Origin of the sequence: Stenomitos frigidus ULC18, from assembly GCF_003003795.1 — a bacterium.
GTDB classification, from domain to species: Bacteria; Cyanobacteriota; Cyanobacteriia; order Leptolyngbyales; family Leptolyngbyaceae; genus Stenomitos; species Stenomitos frigidus_A.
On the sequence record NZ_PVWK01000140.1, the window covers coordinates 159,363 to 174,898 of the forward strand.

General features: G+C 51.8%; 13 protein-coding genes. 3 read left to right on the top strand and 10 right to left on the bottom strand.

Translation table 11 applies throughout. The annotated features are described in order from the left end of the window. Positions 1 to 143: 143 nt before the first annotated feature. From C7B82_RS25965 to C7B82_RS25995, 7 genes are all read right to left on the bottom strand, one after another. Positions 144 to 1,148, bottom strand: a complete 1,005-nt coding sequence (locus tag C7B82_RS25965; protein ID WP_106259652.1) for a RodZ family helix-turn-helix domain-containing protein — start codon at positions 1,146 to 1,148, stop codon at positions 144 to 146. Positions 1,149 to 1,298: 150 nt separating this feature from the next. Then, the gene (locus C7B82_RS25970; RefSeq protein WP_245940097.1) at positions 1,299 to 1,802 is read right to left on the bottom strand and encodes a hypothetical protein; all 504 of its coding nucleotides are present in this window, start codon (positions 1,800 to 1,802) and stop codon (positions 1,299 to 1,301) included. Continuing rightward, the gene (locus C7B82_RS25975; RefSeq protein WP_106259654.1) at positions 1,771 to 2,160 is read right to left on the bottom strand and encodes a hypothetical protein; all 390 of its coding nucleotides are present in this window, start codon (positions 2,158 to 2,160) and stop codon (positions 1,771 to 1,773) included. The genes C7B82_RS25970 and C7B82_RS25975 overlap by 32 nt, the downstream gene beginning before the upstream one ends. A gap of 449 nt (positions 2,161 to 2,609) precedes the next feature. Next, on the bottom strand, positions 2,610 to 4,889 hold the full coding sequence (locus tag C7B82_RS25980; protein WP_106259655.1) for a PhoX family protein: 2,280 nt from the start codon (positions 4,887 to 4,889) through the stop codon (positions 2,610 to 2,612). 489 nt (positions 4,890 to 5,378) lie between these two features. Then, the gene (locus tag C7B82_RS25985; protein WP_106259656.1) at positions 5,379 to 6,953 is read right to left on the bottom strand and encodes a B12-binding domain-containing radical SAM protein; all 1,575 of its coding nucleotides are present in this window, start codon (positions 6,951 to 6,953) and stop codon (positions 5,379 to 5,381) included. A gap of 141 nt (positions 6,954 to 7,094) precedes the next feature. Beyond that, positions 7,095 to 7,349, bottom strand: a complete 255-nt coding sequence (locus tag C7B82_RS25990) for a type II toxin-antitoxin system HicB family antitoxin (protein ID WP_245940098.1) — start codon at positions 7,347 to 7,349, stop codon at positions 7,095 to 7,097. 24 nt (positions 7,350 to 7,373) lie between these two features. Next, positions 7,374 to 7,808, bottom strand: coding sequence for a GNAT family N-acetyltransferase (locus C7B82_RS25995; protein WP_106259658.1), 435 nt, complete (start codon positions 7,806 to 7,808; stop codon positions 7,374 to 7,376). 260 nt (positions 7,809 to 8,068) lie between these two features. Here C7B82_RS25995 and hemC point away from each other — a divergent pair, with 260 nt between their 5' ends. Together hemC and C7B82_RS26005 are read left to right on the top strand one after the other, a co-directional pair. Next, a complete protein-coding gene (gene hemC / locus C7B82_RS26000; protein ID WP_106259659.1) occupies positions 8,069 to 9,040 on the top strand; it encodes a hydroxymethylbilane synthase in 972 nt (323 codons plus the stop codon). A 241-nt stretch (positions 9,041 to 9,281) separates the two neighbouring features. Beyond that, entirely contained in the window at positions 9,282 to 11,522 is a 2,241-nt protein-coding gene (locus C7B82_RS26005; protein ID WP_219904696.1) for a CHASE2 domain-containing protein, read from the top strand. 10 nt (positions 11,523 to 11,532) lie between these two features. Here the strand turns inward: C7B82_RS26005 and C7B82_RS26010 are convergent, their stop codons facing one another. The 3 genes from C7B82_RS26010 to C7B82_RS26020 form a co-directional block, all read right to left on the bottom strand. Further along, positions 11,533 to 12,129, bottom strand: coding sequence for a J domain-containing protein (locus tag C7B82_RS26010; RefSeq protein WP_106259661.1), 597 nt, complete (start codon positions 12,127 to 12,129; stop codon positions 11,533 to 11,535). Positions 12,130 to 12,318: 189 nt separating this feature from the next. After that, on the bottom strand, positions 12,319 to 12,912 hold the full coding sequence (locus tag C7B82_RS26015) for an ATP-dependent Clp protease proteolytic subunit (RefSeq protein ID WP_106259662.1): 594 nt from the start codon (positions 12,910 to 12,912) through the stop codon (positions 12,319 to 12,321). Positions 12,913 to 13,013: 101 nt separating this feature from the next. Next, positions 13,014 to 13,676 (bottom strand): ATP-dependent Clp protease proteolytic subunit, encoded by a 663-nt coding sequence (locus C7B82_RS26020; RefSeq protein WP_106259663.1) that lies wholly within the window; start codon positions 13,674 to 13,676, stop codon positions 13,014 to 13,016. Between the two features lie 364 nt (positions 13,677 to 14,040). On the opposite strand from C7B82_RS26020, the gene C7B82_RS26025 reads away from it, so the two are divergent. Further along, the gene (locus tag C7B82_RS26025; RefSeq protein WP_106259664.1) at positions 14,041 to 15,279 is read left to right on the top strand and encodes a vWA domain-containing protein; all 1,239 of its coding nucleotides are present in this window, start codon (positions 14,041 to 14,043) and stop codon (positions 15,277 to 15,279) included. Positions 15,280 to 15,536 lie beyond the last annotated feature (257 nt).

Consider the following 15,536-nt stretch of genomic DNA (forward strand, 5'->3'; position numbering starts at 1 on the left):
ATCGAAAGTGACGATCTCTGGGCGGCCACCTCAATGGCGTCATCGAATCATAATCCGATGACGCCATTGCGCTCTGTAGAAACGTCCCTACAGAGCGCAATCTAGACTTATGAGGCAAGATGGGGTGAGGCAAGATGAAGTTACTACTTAGCCTGAGCAATCTCTCCAGGTTTGGGCTGAGACAGATCGCGAAAGATGATTTGGTCGGCGACTTTTTCTTGTGGTGGTTTGTCAGCAACCTTATCTTGCGGTTCATCCTCCTTCCGACGTGCCAGTGCCTGCTGTTGATAAAGATCCAGAGCACGGGCGATCGCCGTTAACCGTCGATTTTGGTCGTGACTGATGTTACCCTCTGTATTGCCCAGTCCTGGCGCTTCCCAACGGTTTAGTCGAGGATTCCAATACGATTGCGTGCGTGCCCACAGCACAGCCTCCGATCCCGTCAGACCACGATCGCGCGCTTTTTTCAGCCACTCCACATAACCAGGTGTATCTAATGCCGCTAGGGGAGCCTGATTTGCCAGGTCGATCGCATTTAGCTCCTCTTCTAACGATAGGCTTAGGCGATGAGAATCTGCTTTTTGGCGAATGACGTCTGCCTGTCTCTGTAAGCGCTGAAGCTGTTTTTCATCTGCTTCTTCTGGTGATTTGGCTCCGTGCTGATAGGAAAAACTGCCCACATTCCACACCCCATTGCCAGGATCAGAATGTCCATAGTAGGCACGAGTCTTGCTACCATCCGCTGTCCGTGTGCCTTCTGCATGACCCACCGTACGGGCAACTAACGAATCAGACCCGCCAGTAAAAAGGTCGGCTTGGGTGCTAGTTGAGGGTGCTCGTGAAGAGATTGTTGGGGGAGGAGAGGCTTTGGGCACTGCTGCAATGGCAGACGCAACAGGCGGATCGAAGCTAAGCGCTGGCGATCGGTTCGGGGTCGAAGCAGTAGGTATAGCTGCGTCGGTGGGTACTGCCGCTGACGTCTCAACTGGAGGTACTGCTGCACTTGCTAGCGTAGAGGCATCAGACGTGCCAACCGAGACGTCGATCGCACCACCATTGTCAGCGTGAACAGACGTATCAGCACGAGCCGCAAGCGCACTTGAGAAACAGGCAACCAGACTGAGAGCAATCAGAGCAGGGGATTTCATGGGCGACTGGTAGGGTTGAGTTATGAGTTACGAGTTTTGAGTTTTGAGTTAGCTTTCACCACTGACCACGCTCGGCTGAACGCTCATGTCAAAGCCTGACCACTGACCGCTGATAGCTGACCGCTGATAGCTAAGACAAGCCCTACCCATCTAAGGCTTTTTCAGCGTGCGTTCCAGGATGGCTTTGGCGGGCTCAACGATCGCCCAGGTGCCGTTTGGCTGTTTGCGTAAGGCGGCAAACTGAAGCAAATCGCCCTTGCCGATCGTGTCGCCTTGACTGACCTCACCCGTTTGTGGATTATCGAGCCCACACAGGCGAAAGAGGTAGGCGGGGACATCGGCACTGGAGAAGACTAGACAGCGATGCTGATCAATCTGAGTCTGACCGTCGAAGGGTGCATAGACATTGTTGCCCTTGAGCGCAATGGAAATGTCTCCAAGGCCACCCAGTACTGGACGATCGCCGATGGTATCGCCCGGTTGCAACTCCCAGGTTTGATAGAGTTTGATGTCTAATGTCGAGTTCTTATCTGGAGTACGGGCACAGCCAAGGGGTAAAAGCGATAGCAAAACACTAGCAATACCTACAAACGCCCTGATGGAGATGATTGGTGTAAGCATTCTAATGACGGAAGCTGAACGAGTAACCTGCATATTCGTCACCTTCGTAAAGGACGACAATCCAGGTCTGCATATCAAAGGCCAACGGATACACTTCGCGGCGAGACGAAACGCCTGCCCTCAGTTCTGCCGCTGGCAACTGGCAATAAGGCTCTTTCACAACTTGGCGGACTTGCGCTTTAGGAGAACGCTCCGGCACTGCCAACAATTTAGTGAGTTGATCCCTCGATAAGATTGCCTTCGACTGCACGATTTCCTGACAGACCTCTTTTGTCGGAGCAGGGGGTGGCAAGAGGCCGCGGGGGTCTGCGAGCAAGCCAAACGCTGCGACGACAGACCCACCAGCCAGCATGTATTTCATACTATTGGCGCGAGATTTGCGACGATGCATCGTTCCAGTCCTCGAAAGTGACAAGCGGGTAATTTCGTTAAGGTAGGCAAGGTACTGAGATGGTCTCTAAAGCGCTTTATTGGTTGGAAAGCGACCGCAACGGTTGAGACGGTAACACCAGTCATCACGATCGCAGAACCAATGACTAACAGGGTTAGTAACGCTTGGTCGATCGTCGTGGCAATCACAACAACTTAATTCTAATGAAATATTTAGTACAAGAGTACTATAGATGATCTTAGCAAGTCTATAACCGAAACTTCATAAATTGCCAAACATCAAAAAACTTCCCGTGATGAAACAGGGAGACAGGGCAATGCCCTATTCCTAGGATTGATCGACAGCGATTCTTCTTAAAATTGAGATGATCCTGACTTCAATAGTAAACAGGAGGCAAAAAGAACTTATCTCCTGCCTCCTGCTCCCTGTTTGCTATTAAGAAAGCGGTATTACGTGGTGATCGCCGCTTGATCACGACGACGGATGGCGACGACAGCAGGAATGGGTGGATCATTTGGTTCCTTGGTAGGCCAATTAGAGCCGATCGGTACCGTGCGAGTTTGCGTGAATGGCTGACCACCGGGCAACCGCATTGCATACTGACGAGTTTCGGCCGCCTTATCTTTGCGAGTACCGTTCAATTCGCCAGGGTGCTGCACCGAGAGAAAGAGCGTTTTGCCATCGGGAGCAAAGTACGGTCCGGTTAGTTCAGCATCCATCGGCGCTGTGCCGAAGAGGAAAGGGGTGCCTGCGGCTTCTCCTGCAAGGGGAATGCACCAGATGGAGTTGTTGCCGAACAGTCCGCGCAGGTTGGAGGCTTTGACTGGAACGCCGTTTTTCTCCAGGCGATCGGCCGGCACGGGATAATTCATTTTGTCCGAGGGCATATCCGTCACAATCCACAGATTGCCATTAGGGTCAAAGGCCAGATTATCGGGGTTAGAGAACCCAAAGCCACCGGCGGCTGGTTCTCCGCCCGTTGCCATCATCTTCCACTGAAACGACATGGCGGCTGGCTCATTGCCCTCTTCAGTTAAATGCATGACCCAGCCATACTCGTAAGCAGCACTACCATCTGGCCCCTTGAAGATACGAACATCAGGGCTACCATCTTCTTTGCTGACGGCTCCCGATGTAAAGGAGATAAAGAGTGACCCATCCGGAGCAATTTCGGTATCTTCAGGACGAGCGGTGCAGGTTGCACCCGCCGCATTGCCCGCATAATGCGCGTCGATGAGAATGGCACCTTGCTTTTCTGCGTCACTGCCTGCATAAAGCTGACCGAGCGTTTTGAATTTTTGCTTGAAAGCTTCGATCTGTTCGTCATCCTCGACCTGCATCACGCCGCCTTGGGGACGCTGTGGCAAGGGCAACATGGCTCCGGCAAGCCGTGCAGTGGTTTCGGGATCAACGGGTGTACTGGGAGCTAAGGCAATCCAGCGTCCCGTGCCGTCTGGGTTGAACTTGGCAGCATACAGCATGCCATCAGTCAGCAGTTCAGAGTTTGCCTTGTCTTTGGGGTCGCTCACTTTGGCTTTGCTGACAAATTTATAGATGTGTCCGCCACGCCGATCGCACCCGGAATAGAAGGCCAGCCGTTTGCCGGTCTCTACCCGCACCCCCACGGCTTCGTGACGATAGCGTCCCAACCAGGTGTGCTTGGTGCCGTAGTCTTTGGGGTTAGCAGGATCAATTTCGACCATCCATCCGTACTTGTTACCAGCCAGCCCAAACACATTCCCCAAACCGCTAATTTCTTCATCTGTGATGTTGAACGGGCGGTAAACCGGGTCAAACGATGTACCGTCAGCATGGACTGGCTCAGGCACTTGACCCTGGATGTTCTCTTCGGCGCTCAGGACGGTGCCCCAGGGTGTTGTCCCCCCCGCACAGTTCTGCATAGTGCCGATGATTTTAGCGCCCAGTTTGTCTACATAGCCCTGGCCTTTCGACTTGCGAAAGATGGCAACAGCAGGGCCAGTGGCACTCAGGTAGCGTCCATCGGTGAGACCAGAGATGCCTGTCACACGCCGATCGCTCGTGCCATTGGTTCTCACCCAACGACCATCCGACTCACGTCGCACCGAAATGACACCCAAGCCTAAATCGGTCAAGGCTTCTTGAGCAATCAGCTTGATCTTTGCTTTTACAGGATCACTGTCTGCTAGCGCAAACGCATTTAGCCCTGGCGCTTGATCCGCTTTGAGCACTTTTGTGGAGGCTTTTATAGCCTGATCAACTTCTCGCAGCGGCAAGGCTTTACCAATTACCTTTTCGTAGGTCTGCTGCCAGGAAACCGCGCTGATGTATTCAAAATTAACTGTCAAAAAGCCTTCGCCATTGCTGGTTTCTACCAGTGACAGGTAATCGTTGTTGAACCCAAAGCGAGAATCACCCACTTTGTCGCCCCATTTTGCCACGATGTCGTAGGTGTAGCCTTCTGGTAACACCAGGTCATCCATCACCTCATAGTTAGCAAACGATGCCGCAAGTTGTTCGTCGCCGTTTGCGGTGAAAGAAACCTGTTTCGCGCCTGTTGCGGTGCCGTTCGCTAGCGGCATTGGCCCCTTCAGTGGGCTAAAGCCTAGTTTTGCTGGAGGCTTGCCGATCGTCCCTGCTGGCTGACTTGTTGAAACAGACGACTGCTGACCTTGTGGTCGCCCGTTACAGGCAACAGTACCCACACCTGCACCCAAAAAGAGAAGGAAGTGTCTACGATTAATTGCCATATTCGTTTTCCGTCCAACGGTAGAGGTGACAATTCAGGATAAATGCATTGGGTTTAGGCTAGCTTAATGGCTTTAAGAAACGGTAAAACTTTACCCCTTCATCACTGGATAGGCTTTGTCTCAGAAGATTTCCATGCAAAAAATGACCGTTAGGTACGGACAGGTTTTGCCAGAGTCTTGCCCTCTAACCATTCAGCTTGTCATCAAACCTGCCTCTATGAGCCTTTTGTTCGTTAGAAAGCTCCTAAGAGACCGTAGGTAGGGGTCAGCCACTAGAGAAAAGCTGATAGCTGATAGTTAATCCAAAAGTATGCAGTTATTTTTTAACAAGTCCTAAGGCTGCCGTAATGGAGCCCTTGGCGATCGACTCTGTTGCCCAAAGTTACAGGCTGTCGCGATCGCGCTCGCGACAGCCTACAACTGGTTGACGAATGATTGCGAGATACCCAAACCGAAACGGTTCAAGTGACACGTACGAATGGAATCCGGCTACTTACCCGCGATCGCCGCCACTTTCTCCGTTGACTCTTCTGGTTGATAGTCAGCCAACTTGGTATAGATTTCATCGCGTACAATCTCGCGATAGTCGATGAAATGCTCCAGCAGTGCGCAATTGGTCAAGTAATGCTTAAAGACACCAGGATTTTGTCGCAAAATGGCAAAGAACTGCTGCCAAAACTGGACGCGAGTGCTGCGTTGGATGCCCTGCCGCCAACAGATGGTCACCATAGCGCGAATATCCGTCAACCCTGGCAACTTAAATTTCTTTTTGTTGGGGCTGGGCTGCATTGCCAAAAAGTGGCGATAGACCCGCGCCAGGTAGCGATCGGGTTCATACAACTCCCAGAAGCAGCGCACGTATTCCTGCGCAATTTCTTCTAACGGGCGAGTGGGCACAAAGTTCGTGAGCGTTGTTTGGTGAATATTCGCTTCGCCATCGCCTGCTCGTAACCGCCCTTCCTTCTCCAATCGATGCCACAGCGCCGTATTGGGCAGTGCTTGCAGCATACTGAACAGCGCCTGGGGAATCGCAGTCGCTTCGACGAAATCGATGATGCGATCGCCTGCCCCTGGTTTCTCACCATCAAACCCAATGATAAAGCCAGCCATCACTCGGAGACCCGTGCGATTAATAGTCTCTACAGCTTCCACCAGAGAATTACGGGTGTTCTGGAACTTTTGCGTGAGCGCCAGACTGTCAGTATCAGGCGTTTCAATGCCCAAAAAGACGGCAGTAAAGTTCGCGGCAATCATCAGATCCAGCAATTCTTGATCTTGCGCCAGATCCACCGACGCTTCTGTAGACAAAGTAAAGGGAAAGCCATGCGCTGCCATCCAGGGAGCGAGTTCCTTGAGCATCAACTTCACGTTGCGCTTGTTGCCAATGAAGTTGTCGTCCACCACAAAGATCGATCGTCGCCAGCCCAAATCGTACAGCGCTTGTAACTCCGCCAACAGTTGAGCAGGCGTTTTGGTGCGCGGCTTCCGCCCATACAGCACAATGATGTCGCAAAATTCACATTGAAACGGACAGCCTCTAGAAAACTGCACCGACATATCGCCATACGCGTCCAGTTCCAGCAGATCAAACCGGGGCACAGGCGTATCCGTCACAGCAGGCTTTTCACCATCGGCACGAAACACACCCGACGTTTCACCACGTTCCAATGCCTCTACCAGCATAGGCAACGTAATTTCGCCTTCATCCAGCACCAAAAAATCTGCTCCTGCTCCCTGCGCTGCTTCCGGTACAGAGGTCACATACGGCCCACCGACAGCAACAGGTTTACCCCTCCGCTTCGCCGACTCGATGAGATAGAGCATGTCTGGCTTCTGCACAATCATGCCAGAGATGATGACCAGATCTGCCCAGTACCAATCGGCATCGCTCTCGTATCGCACATTGCGATCGGCCAGACGAAATTCCCAGGTCTGAGGCAAAATTGCTGCAACCGTAGTCAAACTCAATGGTGGCAGCGAAACCTTGCGCCCGACTAATTCAAGCGCTTTATCAAACGACCAGAATGACTTTGGAAACAGCGGATAGAGGAGTAAAACGCGCATGTAATATCCAAACCTACAGCTACGATGATTGTTCAGTTAAGCAAACGCTTATGGGCACGCCCGATTATCATCGCTTAAGTATAGGTGTTTCAGAAAACTCGCTGAGATCTTAAGCATTGAGGCGATCGCTATAGGCTAATTTCACTCATCATCATAGAGAACATCGGAAGGTAACGGAATCTCATCACCGTGCTCATAAACCGTTTCAATCCAGAGTTGCCGTGCCTCTTCGATATTCGCCATGATTTCATCCGGCGTTTCGCCCTGCGTGATACACCCTGGCAAATCTTTAATGACTGCTACATAGCCACCTTCCGCCTCTGGATAAATGGTGATCGGGTAGCTGAGGTTAAGGTAGTGTTTCAGAGCCTTACGACTTGTCTGTTTGGTTTGCACACCACTTTCCATTACTTGGCTGAGCTAAATTACTTTAAATTCGCTCCAGAGGTTGCAGGGTTTCCAAAACAGACAACTCTCAGATACGTAGCCACACTTCTCGTAAAAGCCTGTTGCGGTTTCATGAGCAACGGTCACAACCGAAATATCATCTTCTCCGCCAACGGCCTCTCGGATACGAACCAATAGCTCACTTCCGATGCCTTGTTTTGCATACGCCCTGTCTACGCCAAGGTCTGTGACAAACAGGAAGTAGGCAAAATCTGTAGCACCAAAGGCGATCCCAATCAGTTTCCCGTCATCATTCCTGGCAGTAATGGCAATTGACCGCCTAGCCAGGAGCTTTCGTATTCTCTCTTCAAAGCGCTCTTTAGGGTATTGCCCCCCAAGATCACTCCTTTTCAAGAAGTCATAATATTCCTCAAAAGTTAAATTCTCGTTCTCCCGGTATTCAATCATCTCTGGTCACTCAACAACACGCAAAGCGCCTCCATTATCAACCTGGGTTGCTGGAACTTGAACGCCGACAAGCTCAAAATTCTTTGCCTACCCATGCTTGTTCGAAGCCTAACAATTCAGCACGATCATGTTGTTGTTAAAAGCACGAAGGAATCTGCTTAAACATCTGTAATGATTAGTGCGTCTCGTACTTCCACCAAACGGGTTACACACTGCGGTAAGGTGGGAAGAGTGACTTACACGCTTCAAGCTCTGAACTTATGTCGCCTACCGCCACGCCGATCGCCACTCGCACCATTCGTATTGGTTCCCGCAAAAGTCAGCTTGCACTGGTACAGACCTATTGGGTGCAGGAGCAGTTGCAAAAAGCCTTCCCAGACCGAACCTTCGAAGTGCATACCATGAGCACTCAGGGCGACAAAATTCTGGACGTGGCGCTGGCAAAGATCGGCGACAAAGGCCTCTTCACGAAAGAATTAGAAGTCGGCATGATCAGCGGTGACATTGATTTCGCCGTCCACTCCTTAAAAGATCTGCCCACTCATTTGCCGGAAGGTCTGGTTTTAGGCTGCGTGACCGAACGCGAGAATCCTGCTGATGCGTTGGTTGTACACGAAAAGCACAAAGACAAGCAGCTTCCCACCTTGCCAGAGGGTGCTGTAATCGGCACATCTTCCCTGCGACGGCTCGCGCAACTGCGGCACCACTATCCCCACCTCAGCTTCAAAGATGTGCGGGGCAACCTGAATACACGACTGGCAAAGCTGGATGCAGGCGAATACGATGCGCTGATTCTGGCAGCAGCAGGCTTGCAGCGGTTAAACATGGCAGACCGTATCCATCAGGTGATTTCGGCAGAAGTGTCGCTACACGCGGTTGGGCAGGGTGCGTTGGGCATTGAATGTCGGGGTGACGATGCAGAAGTCTTGTCGCTGCTAAAAGCGCTGGAGCATGAGCCAACTGCACAGCGCTGCTACGCTGAGCGATCGTTCCTACGAGAGCTAGAGGGTGGTTGTCAAGTGCCGATCGGTGTGAACACGTCTCTAGAAGGCGATCGGCTCACCTTGACGGGCATCGTGATCAGCTTAGACGGACAAACCGCCGCTAAAGATAGCGTGAGCGGTCTTGCTGCTGCTGCCGAAACGCTGGGCATTGAGCTGGCTCAACGGTTACGTCAACAGGGTGCACAGGCAATTTTGGACGAGATTCTGGCAACGGTACAACGAAGCTGAAGCATGGTTGCTGTTTGTTGGTTTTTAGAGGGGGCGATCGGCTTAAGCATGCTCTTCTGTTGAGTCATGGGATTAGTACAAAAGCAAAGGAACCTCCTTTATACATTTCTCTGCCTTGCTGCCTTTTATCTAACAACCAACAACTAACGACGACTAGCACAAGGGTTGTGCCAGTATTGCTCTCAAATTTGTGTGCCACAATCGGTAGCAATGCTGCAAGTGCCAATTTCTCTGAATCACTTTGCATCAATGCACTCAATCAAGGCTGGGCTACATGCTGGGCACCCTGCTTAACGGACGCTTTAGAATCATCCAGGCTTTAGGTAGCGGTGGTTTTGGGCAGACATACATTGCAGAAGATGCCTTGTTGCCCGATCGCCCTGAATGCGTCATCAAGCAATTTAAGCCTGCCTATCAAGAAGCAGAGTTTTTGCAGGTTGCACGTCGCCTCTTCTCTACGGAAGTTGAGACCCTGCGAAAGCTGGGCAGTCACGATCAGATTCCGACACTGCTAGCTGATTTTGAGGAACATCAAGAGTTTTACCTGGCGCAGGAGTACGTTAAAGGAACGTCTCTAGCAGATGAAATTGCAGTCACGCAGCGGCTTGATGAAGCGGCTGTAGTTGATCTGTTACGGGACGTGCTGCATATTCTGGCGTTTGTGCATCAGAACTACGTCATTCACCGCGACATTAAGCCTAGCAACCTCATTCGGCGGCAACGAGACGGCAAACTGGTGCTGATTGATTTTGGAGCGGTCAAAGAAATTCAAACGCAAATTACCAGCATGGTCCCTGGGCAAAGCGAGTTGACGGTCGGTATTGGCACGCAAGGCTATGGGCCCAGCGAGCAGATGATGGGCAAGCCGCGCTACAACAGTGACCTCTATGCCCTGGGCATGACCGCAATTAACGCACTTACTGGGCTGCAACCGTCACAACTACCGACCCACCCTGAAACTGGCGAAGTCATTTGGCGTGATCTGGTGCAGGTTAGCTCTGGACTGGCAAGCATTTTGACGAAAATGACCCGCTACCACTTCAGTCAGCGGTATCAATCTGCGCAGGCGGTGCTATACGCACTGGAACACCCAGCCGAAATTGTGGCTGATGAAACACAGTTGCCTGCCACTGTGGCAGAGTATCCAATCCAACGGACAGCGGATGGGGACGATCGTGCCACCGTACCCCAAACAGCCCAGTTCTCGCTCACCCACTGGCAGAGCCTCTCCAGCAGTGCGCGGAATGCAGATGGCAGACATCCCAAAGGCTTCAGGCTAGCAGCACTGTCGATCGGCGTTGCCAGTCTTGCCGTCACTGGTTTCATCCTAGGCATGCGTCAGTTGGGTATGCTTCAGCCGCTAGAGTTAGCAGTCTACGATCACATGGTGCAGGCAAGTCCAGACGCTGGGTTAGACCCACGTCTGCTGGTGGTCGGCATCACTGAAGCGGACATCACGGCACAAAAGCAGTTTCCTATTCCCGATCGCACCCTGGCTCAAGCAATCAACGCCCTGCAATCTGCTCAGCCCAGAGTGATCGGGCTTGATCTACTGCGTAATCTACCCCAAGAGCCTGGTCGGACAGAGCTTTTAGCAGTACTCAAGGCACCCAATGTCATTGCGATTACGACTTTGGGTAGTGCGAATCCACCTGCAATACCAGCACCAGCAGAAGTGCCTTTGAATCGCGTTGGTTTTAATGACGTGATGCTCGATCCAGGAGACATCGTGCGGCGCAATCTATTATTTGCCGATAGCACCACTCCCACCAGTCAAACTCCAGTGACGTTTTATTCGTTTTCTGCCCGTTTAGCGCTGGCGTATCTCGCAGTACAAAAGCTAGGACTGCAGCAGCGCTCCAGTGATCCTGACCTTTTTCAGCTTGGCAAAACGCCGTTTAGTCCCTTGGAGAAAAATTCAGGCGGTTACCAGGCGATCGATGCTCATGGCTACCAAGTTCTGTTGAAGTATCATGGACGCACGATCGCGCGGCAAGTAAGCTTGAGCGATGTCCTTAGCGGCAAAGTGCAGCCCGACTGGGTAAAAGATAAAGTCGTTCTCATGGGTACAACAGCTGCCAGCGGTAAAGATTTCTTTTCGACACCCTATAGTTCTGCCAGCGAAGAGACACCCAGAATGGCTGGGGTTATGGTACATGCGCAGATGGTGAGCCAGCTTTTGAGCGCAGCCTTAGACGGTCAACCGCTTGTCTGGTTCTGGACTGAATGGGTAGAAGCGCTGTGGATTGCAGCCTGGGCAGCGATCGGCGGCGTATTGGCCTGGTATATCCGACAGCCCCTAGTCTTGGTGATCAGTGGCACAGCGCTCTTGATCGGTCTCGCTGCCATTGGTTTCAACCTCTTTCTGCAACAGGGTTGGATTCCGCTGGTGGCTCCTGCCATTGCTGCTACGGCTACAGGCGGTATGGTAATTGCCTATCGTGCTTATTGGGCGCAGCGATCGGACCAGTTGAGGCGCTAGTGCAGAAGGTCTAAAAAAGCCGTTCCATATAGCGAAAATCACGCTCAACCTCTGCCCAGAGAGAACGGTTATGCGGATCAGTGCGGAGAGCCTTTTTCAGGTAAATTCTAGCCTTATCGAGCTGTCGTTCCTGAATCAGCTGCCGTCCCCAGCGCTGATACGCGATCGCTTGCCATTGCTTCACCTCTGGATCTTGCGGGATGCGCCGTGCCAGTCCTTCGATTAGAGCGATCGCTCTTGGAAAGCGCTGCTCCTTCAGCATCTGTTGCAACTGCTGATAGGAATTCGTTTTTAGCTGCTGCTCTAACGGCGACAGATTGGTGTACTGAAGCGGAGGCTGTTTACGCGTAATGCGAGTGCCGCCAGTCGTAGTCGAGGGCGGTTGTCTTCCAGTCGCTTTCGGCGGCTCTGGCTCAGGACTAAGAATCGTAGATAAGAGAAATCGATAAGCCTCAGTGAGCTCAATAAACTTGTCTTTTGCGTGCTGATTGCCAGGGTTCACATCTGGATGGTAACGCCTTGCCAGACGACGATAAGATGCCTTGATTGCATCAAACGACGCACCAGATTCTAGCCCTAAAATGCGGTAACACTCTGCAAGGTTCATTTAGATGAGAAATGGCAGAATTACTAATGATTCTGCCACTACTGAGACGGAGTGACGTGGATTAAGGCGATTCAATCATTGAATTAATAAGAAGCTAAGCAAAGGAAGTGCTGTCAGTGGAGCCTTGAATGACTGCCTGCTGCCAACAGATCGCTTTCGCTTGCAACGCTTGATGCCAGTTCGGCTACCTTAGTTGGCAGATTCAATGACGCGATCGATCAAGCCATACTCTTTCGCTTCTTCAGCCGACATGAAGTAATCGCGATCCATATCCTTCTCAATTTTCGCCAGCTGCTGACCCGTGCGATCGGCGTAGATCTGGTTCAGCTGCCGTCGGATGCGGATAATTTCCCGCGCTTCAATTTCGATATCCGTTGCCTGACCACGAGTACCACCAGAGGGTTGGTGAATCATGATCCGTGAGTGAGGCAGCGCCAAGCGCTTGCCTTTGGCACCGGCTGCCAGCAAGAAAGAACCCATTGAGGCGGCCAAGCCCACACAAATGGTCACCACGTCCGACTTAATGTGCTGCATGGTGTCATAAATAGCCATGCCTGCTGTGACCGACCCACCAGGAGAGTTGATGTACAGCACAATGTCTTTGCCGGGATCTTCAGAATCCAGGTAGAGCATCACAGCCACGATTTGGTTGGCAATTTCATCATCAACGTCTTTGCCCAGAAAGATAATGCGCTCTCGGTAAAGACGGTTGTAGATGTCGATCCATTGTGTATACGGTTCTCCCGGCATGCGGTAGGGAACCTTGGGAACACCAATTGGCATAAGAAGCTCCGTTGTTAGATAAATTTTGAGTTTTGAGTAGCGCTCCGCGCCACGTTGCTAGAGAGTTCTGAGTTAAATTCGGTCGCTCGACACTCAAAACCTTAAAGAATGCCAGCGGGAAGAGGAACGGGAATATCTTTTTCGCTTTCGAGAACGCGATCGATCAAGCCATACTCTTTTGCCTGCTCAGGAGACATATAGAGTAGCCGATCCATATCTTTGGCGATTTTTTCGATCGATTGGCCGGTGTTCTGAGACAAAATCTCGACCATCGTCGCTTTGTTCGCTAAGACTTCTTTAGCGCGAATTTGAATATCCGTCGCCTGACCCCGTGCGTAGCTCTTGCTCTGATGGAGAACGATCGTGGCATTTGGCAAGCTCACACGGAAGCCCTTGGTGCCTGCGGAGAGCAGCATAGCAGCCATGCCCATCGCCGAGCCGATACAAATTGTCTGCACGGGCGGTTTGATATAGCGCATGGTGTCGCAAATGGCAAACGCCTCGGTTTCAAACCCGATCGGTTCGCCATCGTAGCGAGAGGTGCCTGTGGAGTTGATATAAATTTTGATTGGTTTCTCTGGATCTTCATATTGAAGATAGAGTAGCTCTGCCACAATCAACTCCGTCACAGCGGGCACCAGCGGCATGCCCAGATACACAATCCGCTCCTTTAGTAGAAGGGAAGGTAGATCGGGCGGCGGCGTACGGTAGAAGGAATCACCACCGTAGTAAGGAGACTGAGCAGCTTGGATGGATGATGTCATAGCAGGGTTGCCTGAAACGTATGGCCTGAAGTGTGTCACCTGAAACAGCGGCGCTGTCTTTACATCTTAGCGTGACAGTTGGCACTGTGGAGAAGGGAGGGGAGGAGGGAGGGTGTAGGGTGTGTAGGGTGTGGGGTGTAGGTGGAGAAAGTCTTGAGTTTTGAGTTTTGAGTTTTGAGTTTTGATTGCAGCCTTCATTCCTCATCTTTAGCCTTTAGCCTTTGGCCTTTAGCCTTTCCCCACTCCCAATACATTCTTCCTAGCCGATCCCTTTTCACTTTCGCCTATTCTGGTTATTAATAGGCTTACGCTGTTTGCTTTGAGGTCATGTGTTTACCTCCCGCTTTACCAGGAGCTTCGTACCATGAAAGTTGGTTTGCAGTCTGTTCTAAACGATGCCAATGTTGATGCAGCCCAAGCGGCGAGCCAGCGTCAGCTTTCAGTTTCGATCGCGGCGATCGCAGAAGCGATGAGTCGCAGCATTCCATTAAATCTCTGTTTGATTTTAGACCACAGTGGCTCAATGGGCGGTCGGGCACTGGATACGGTCAAACAGGCAGCGCAACGGATTGTCGATCGGCTGTCACCGGGCGATCGGCTGACGATCGTGGCCTTTGACCACAAGGCGAAGTTGCTGGTGCCTAATCAGGTGATTGACAACCCTGCCAGCGTAAAGTTGCAAATTAATCAACTGAAAGCAGCGGGCGGCACAGCAATCGACGAAGGCTTACGGCTGGGCATCGAAGAACTGGCAAAGGGCAAAAAAGAGACGGTCTCACAGGCGTTTTTGCTGACGGATGGCGAAAACGAACATGGGGACAACGATCGCTGCCTGAAACTGGCAAAACTGGCAACAGACTATAACTTGACGTTAAACACGCTGGGGTTTAGCGATAGCTGGAATCAGGATGTGTTAGAAAAAATTGCGGATGCAGGCGGAGGAACGCTGTCATTCATTCAATACCCAGAGCAGGCGGTCGCTGAGTTCGATCGTCTCTTTAGCCGCATGCAGTCTGTCGGACTGACCAACGCCCATCTGCTGTTGACCTTAGCACCGCATGTTCGTTTAGCAGAAATGAAGCCGATCGCGCAGGTTGCGCCCGACACGATTGAATTAACGGTGCAGCAAGAAGCGGGCAAATACCTCGTGCGTTTAGGCGATCTCATGATGGATGCGCCCAGAGTCGTACTGGCAAATCTTTACATTGCCAAGCTACTAGCAGGCGAGCAGCCGATCGCCCAGGTACAGGTGCGCTACGATGACCCGGCAGCGGGCAAAGAAGGCTTGCTGTCAGAGATAGTCGCTGTCACTGCAAATGTGCTGACGCCTTATCAACCAGCCATTAATGCCGACGTACAGCAACATATTCTGGCGCTGGCAAAGTATCGGCAAACGCAGATTGCGGAAACCAAGCTGCAGCAGGGCGATCGCACAGGCGCAGCCACAATGCTCCAAACAGCCGCCAAAACGGCTCTACAAATGGGCGATCAGGGAGCCGCGACCGTGCTGCAAGCCAATGCGACAAAGCTACAAGCAGGCGAAGAACTATCGGAGGGCGATCGGAAGAAGACGCGCATTGTGTCTAAAACGACGTTGCAGTAGGCAGTAGAACGATCGCTTTAGTTGTCCCGATTAGCCAATAGAACGCCGTCTCAGCTTCTTACCTAGTCCCTTTTCTTCGCTTTCCAGATACCACCGTGGGGCAGAGCAGGTTGTTTTGACTGATCCATATCCAGCATGTTGGCAGGTAAACTGTCACTCTCCCGTAACATCTCATCTGGCGCGGTAGAGGACAGGGGATGGGGAGCACAGAACGAACAACACTTCTGGCGAGATCGGGGCATCAGGCACTTAGATCA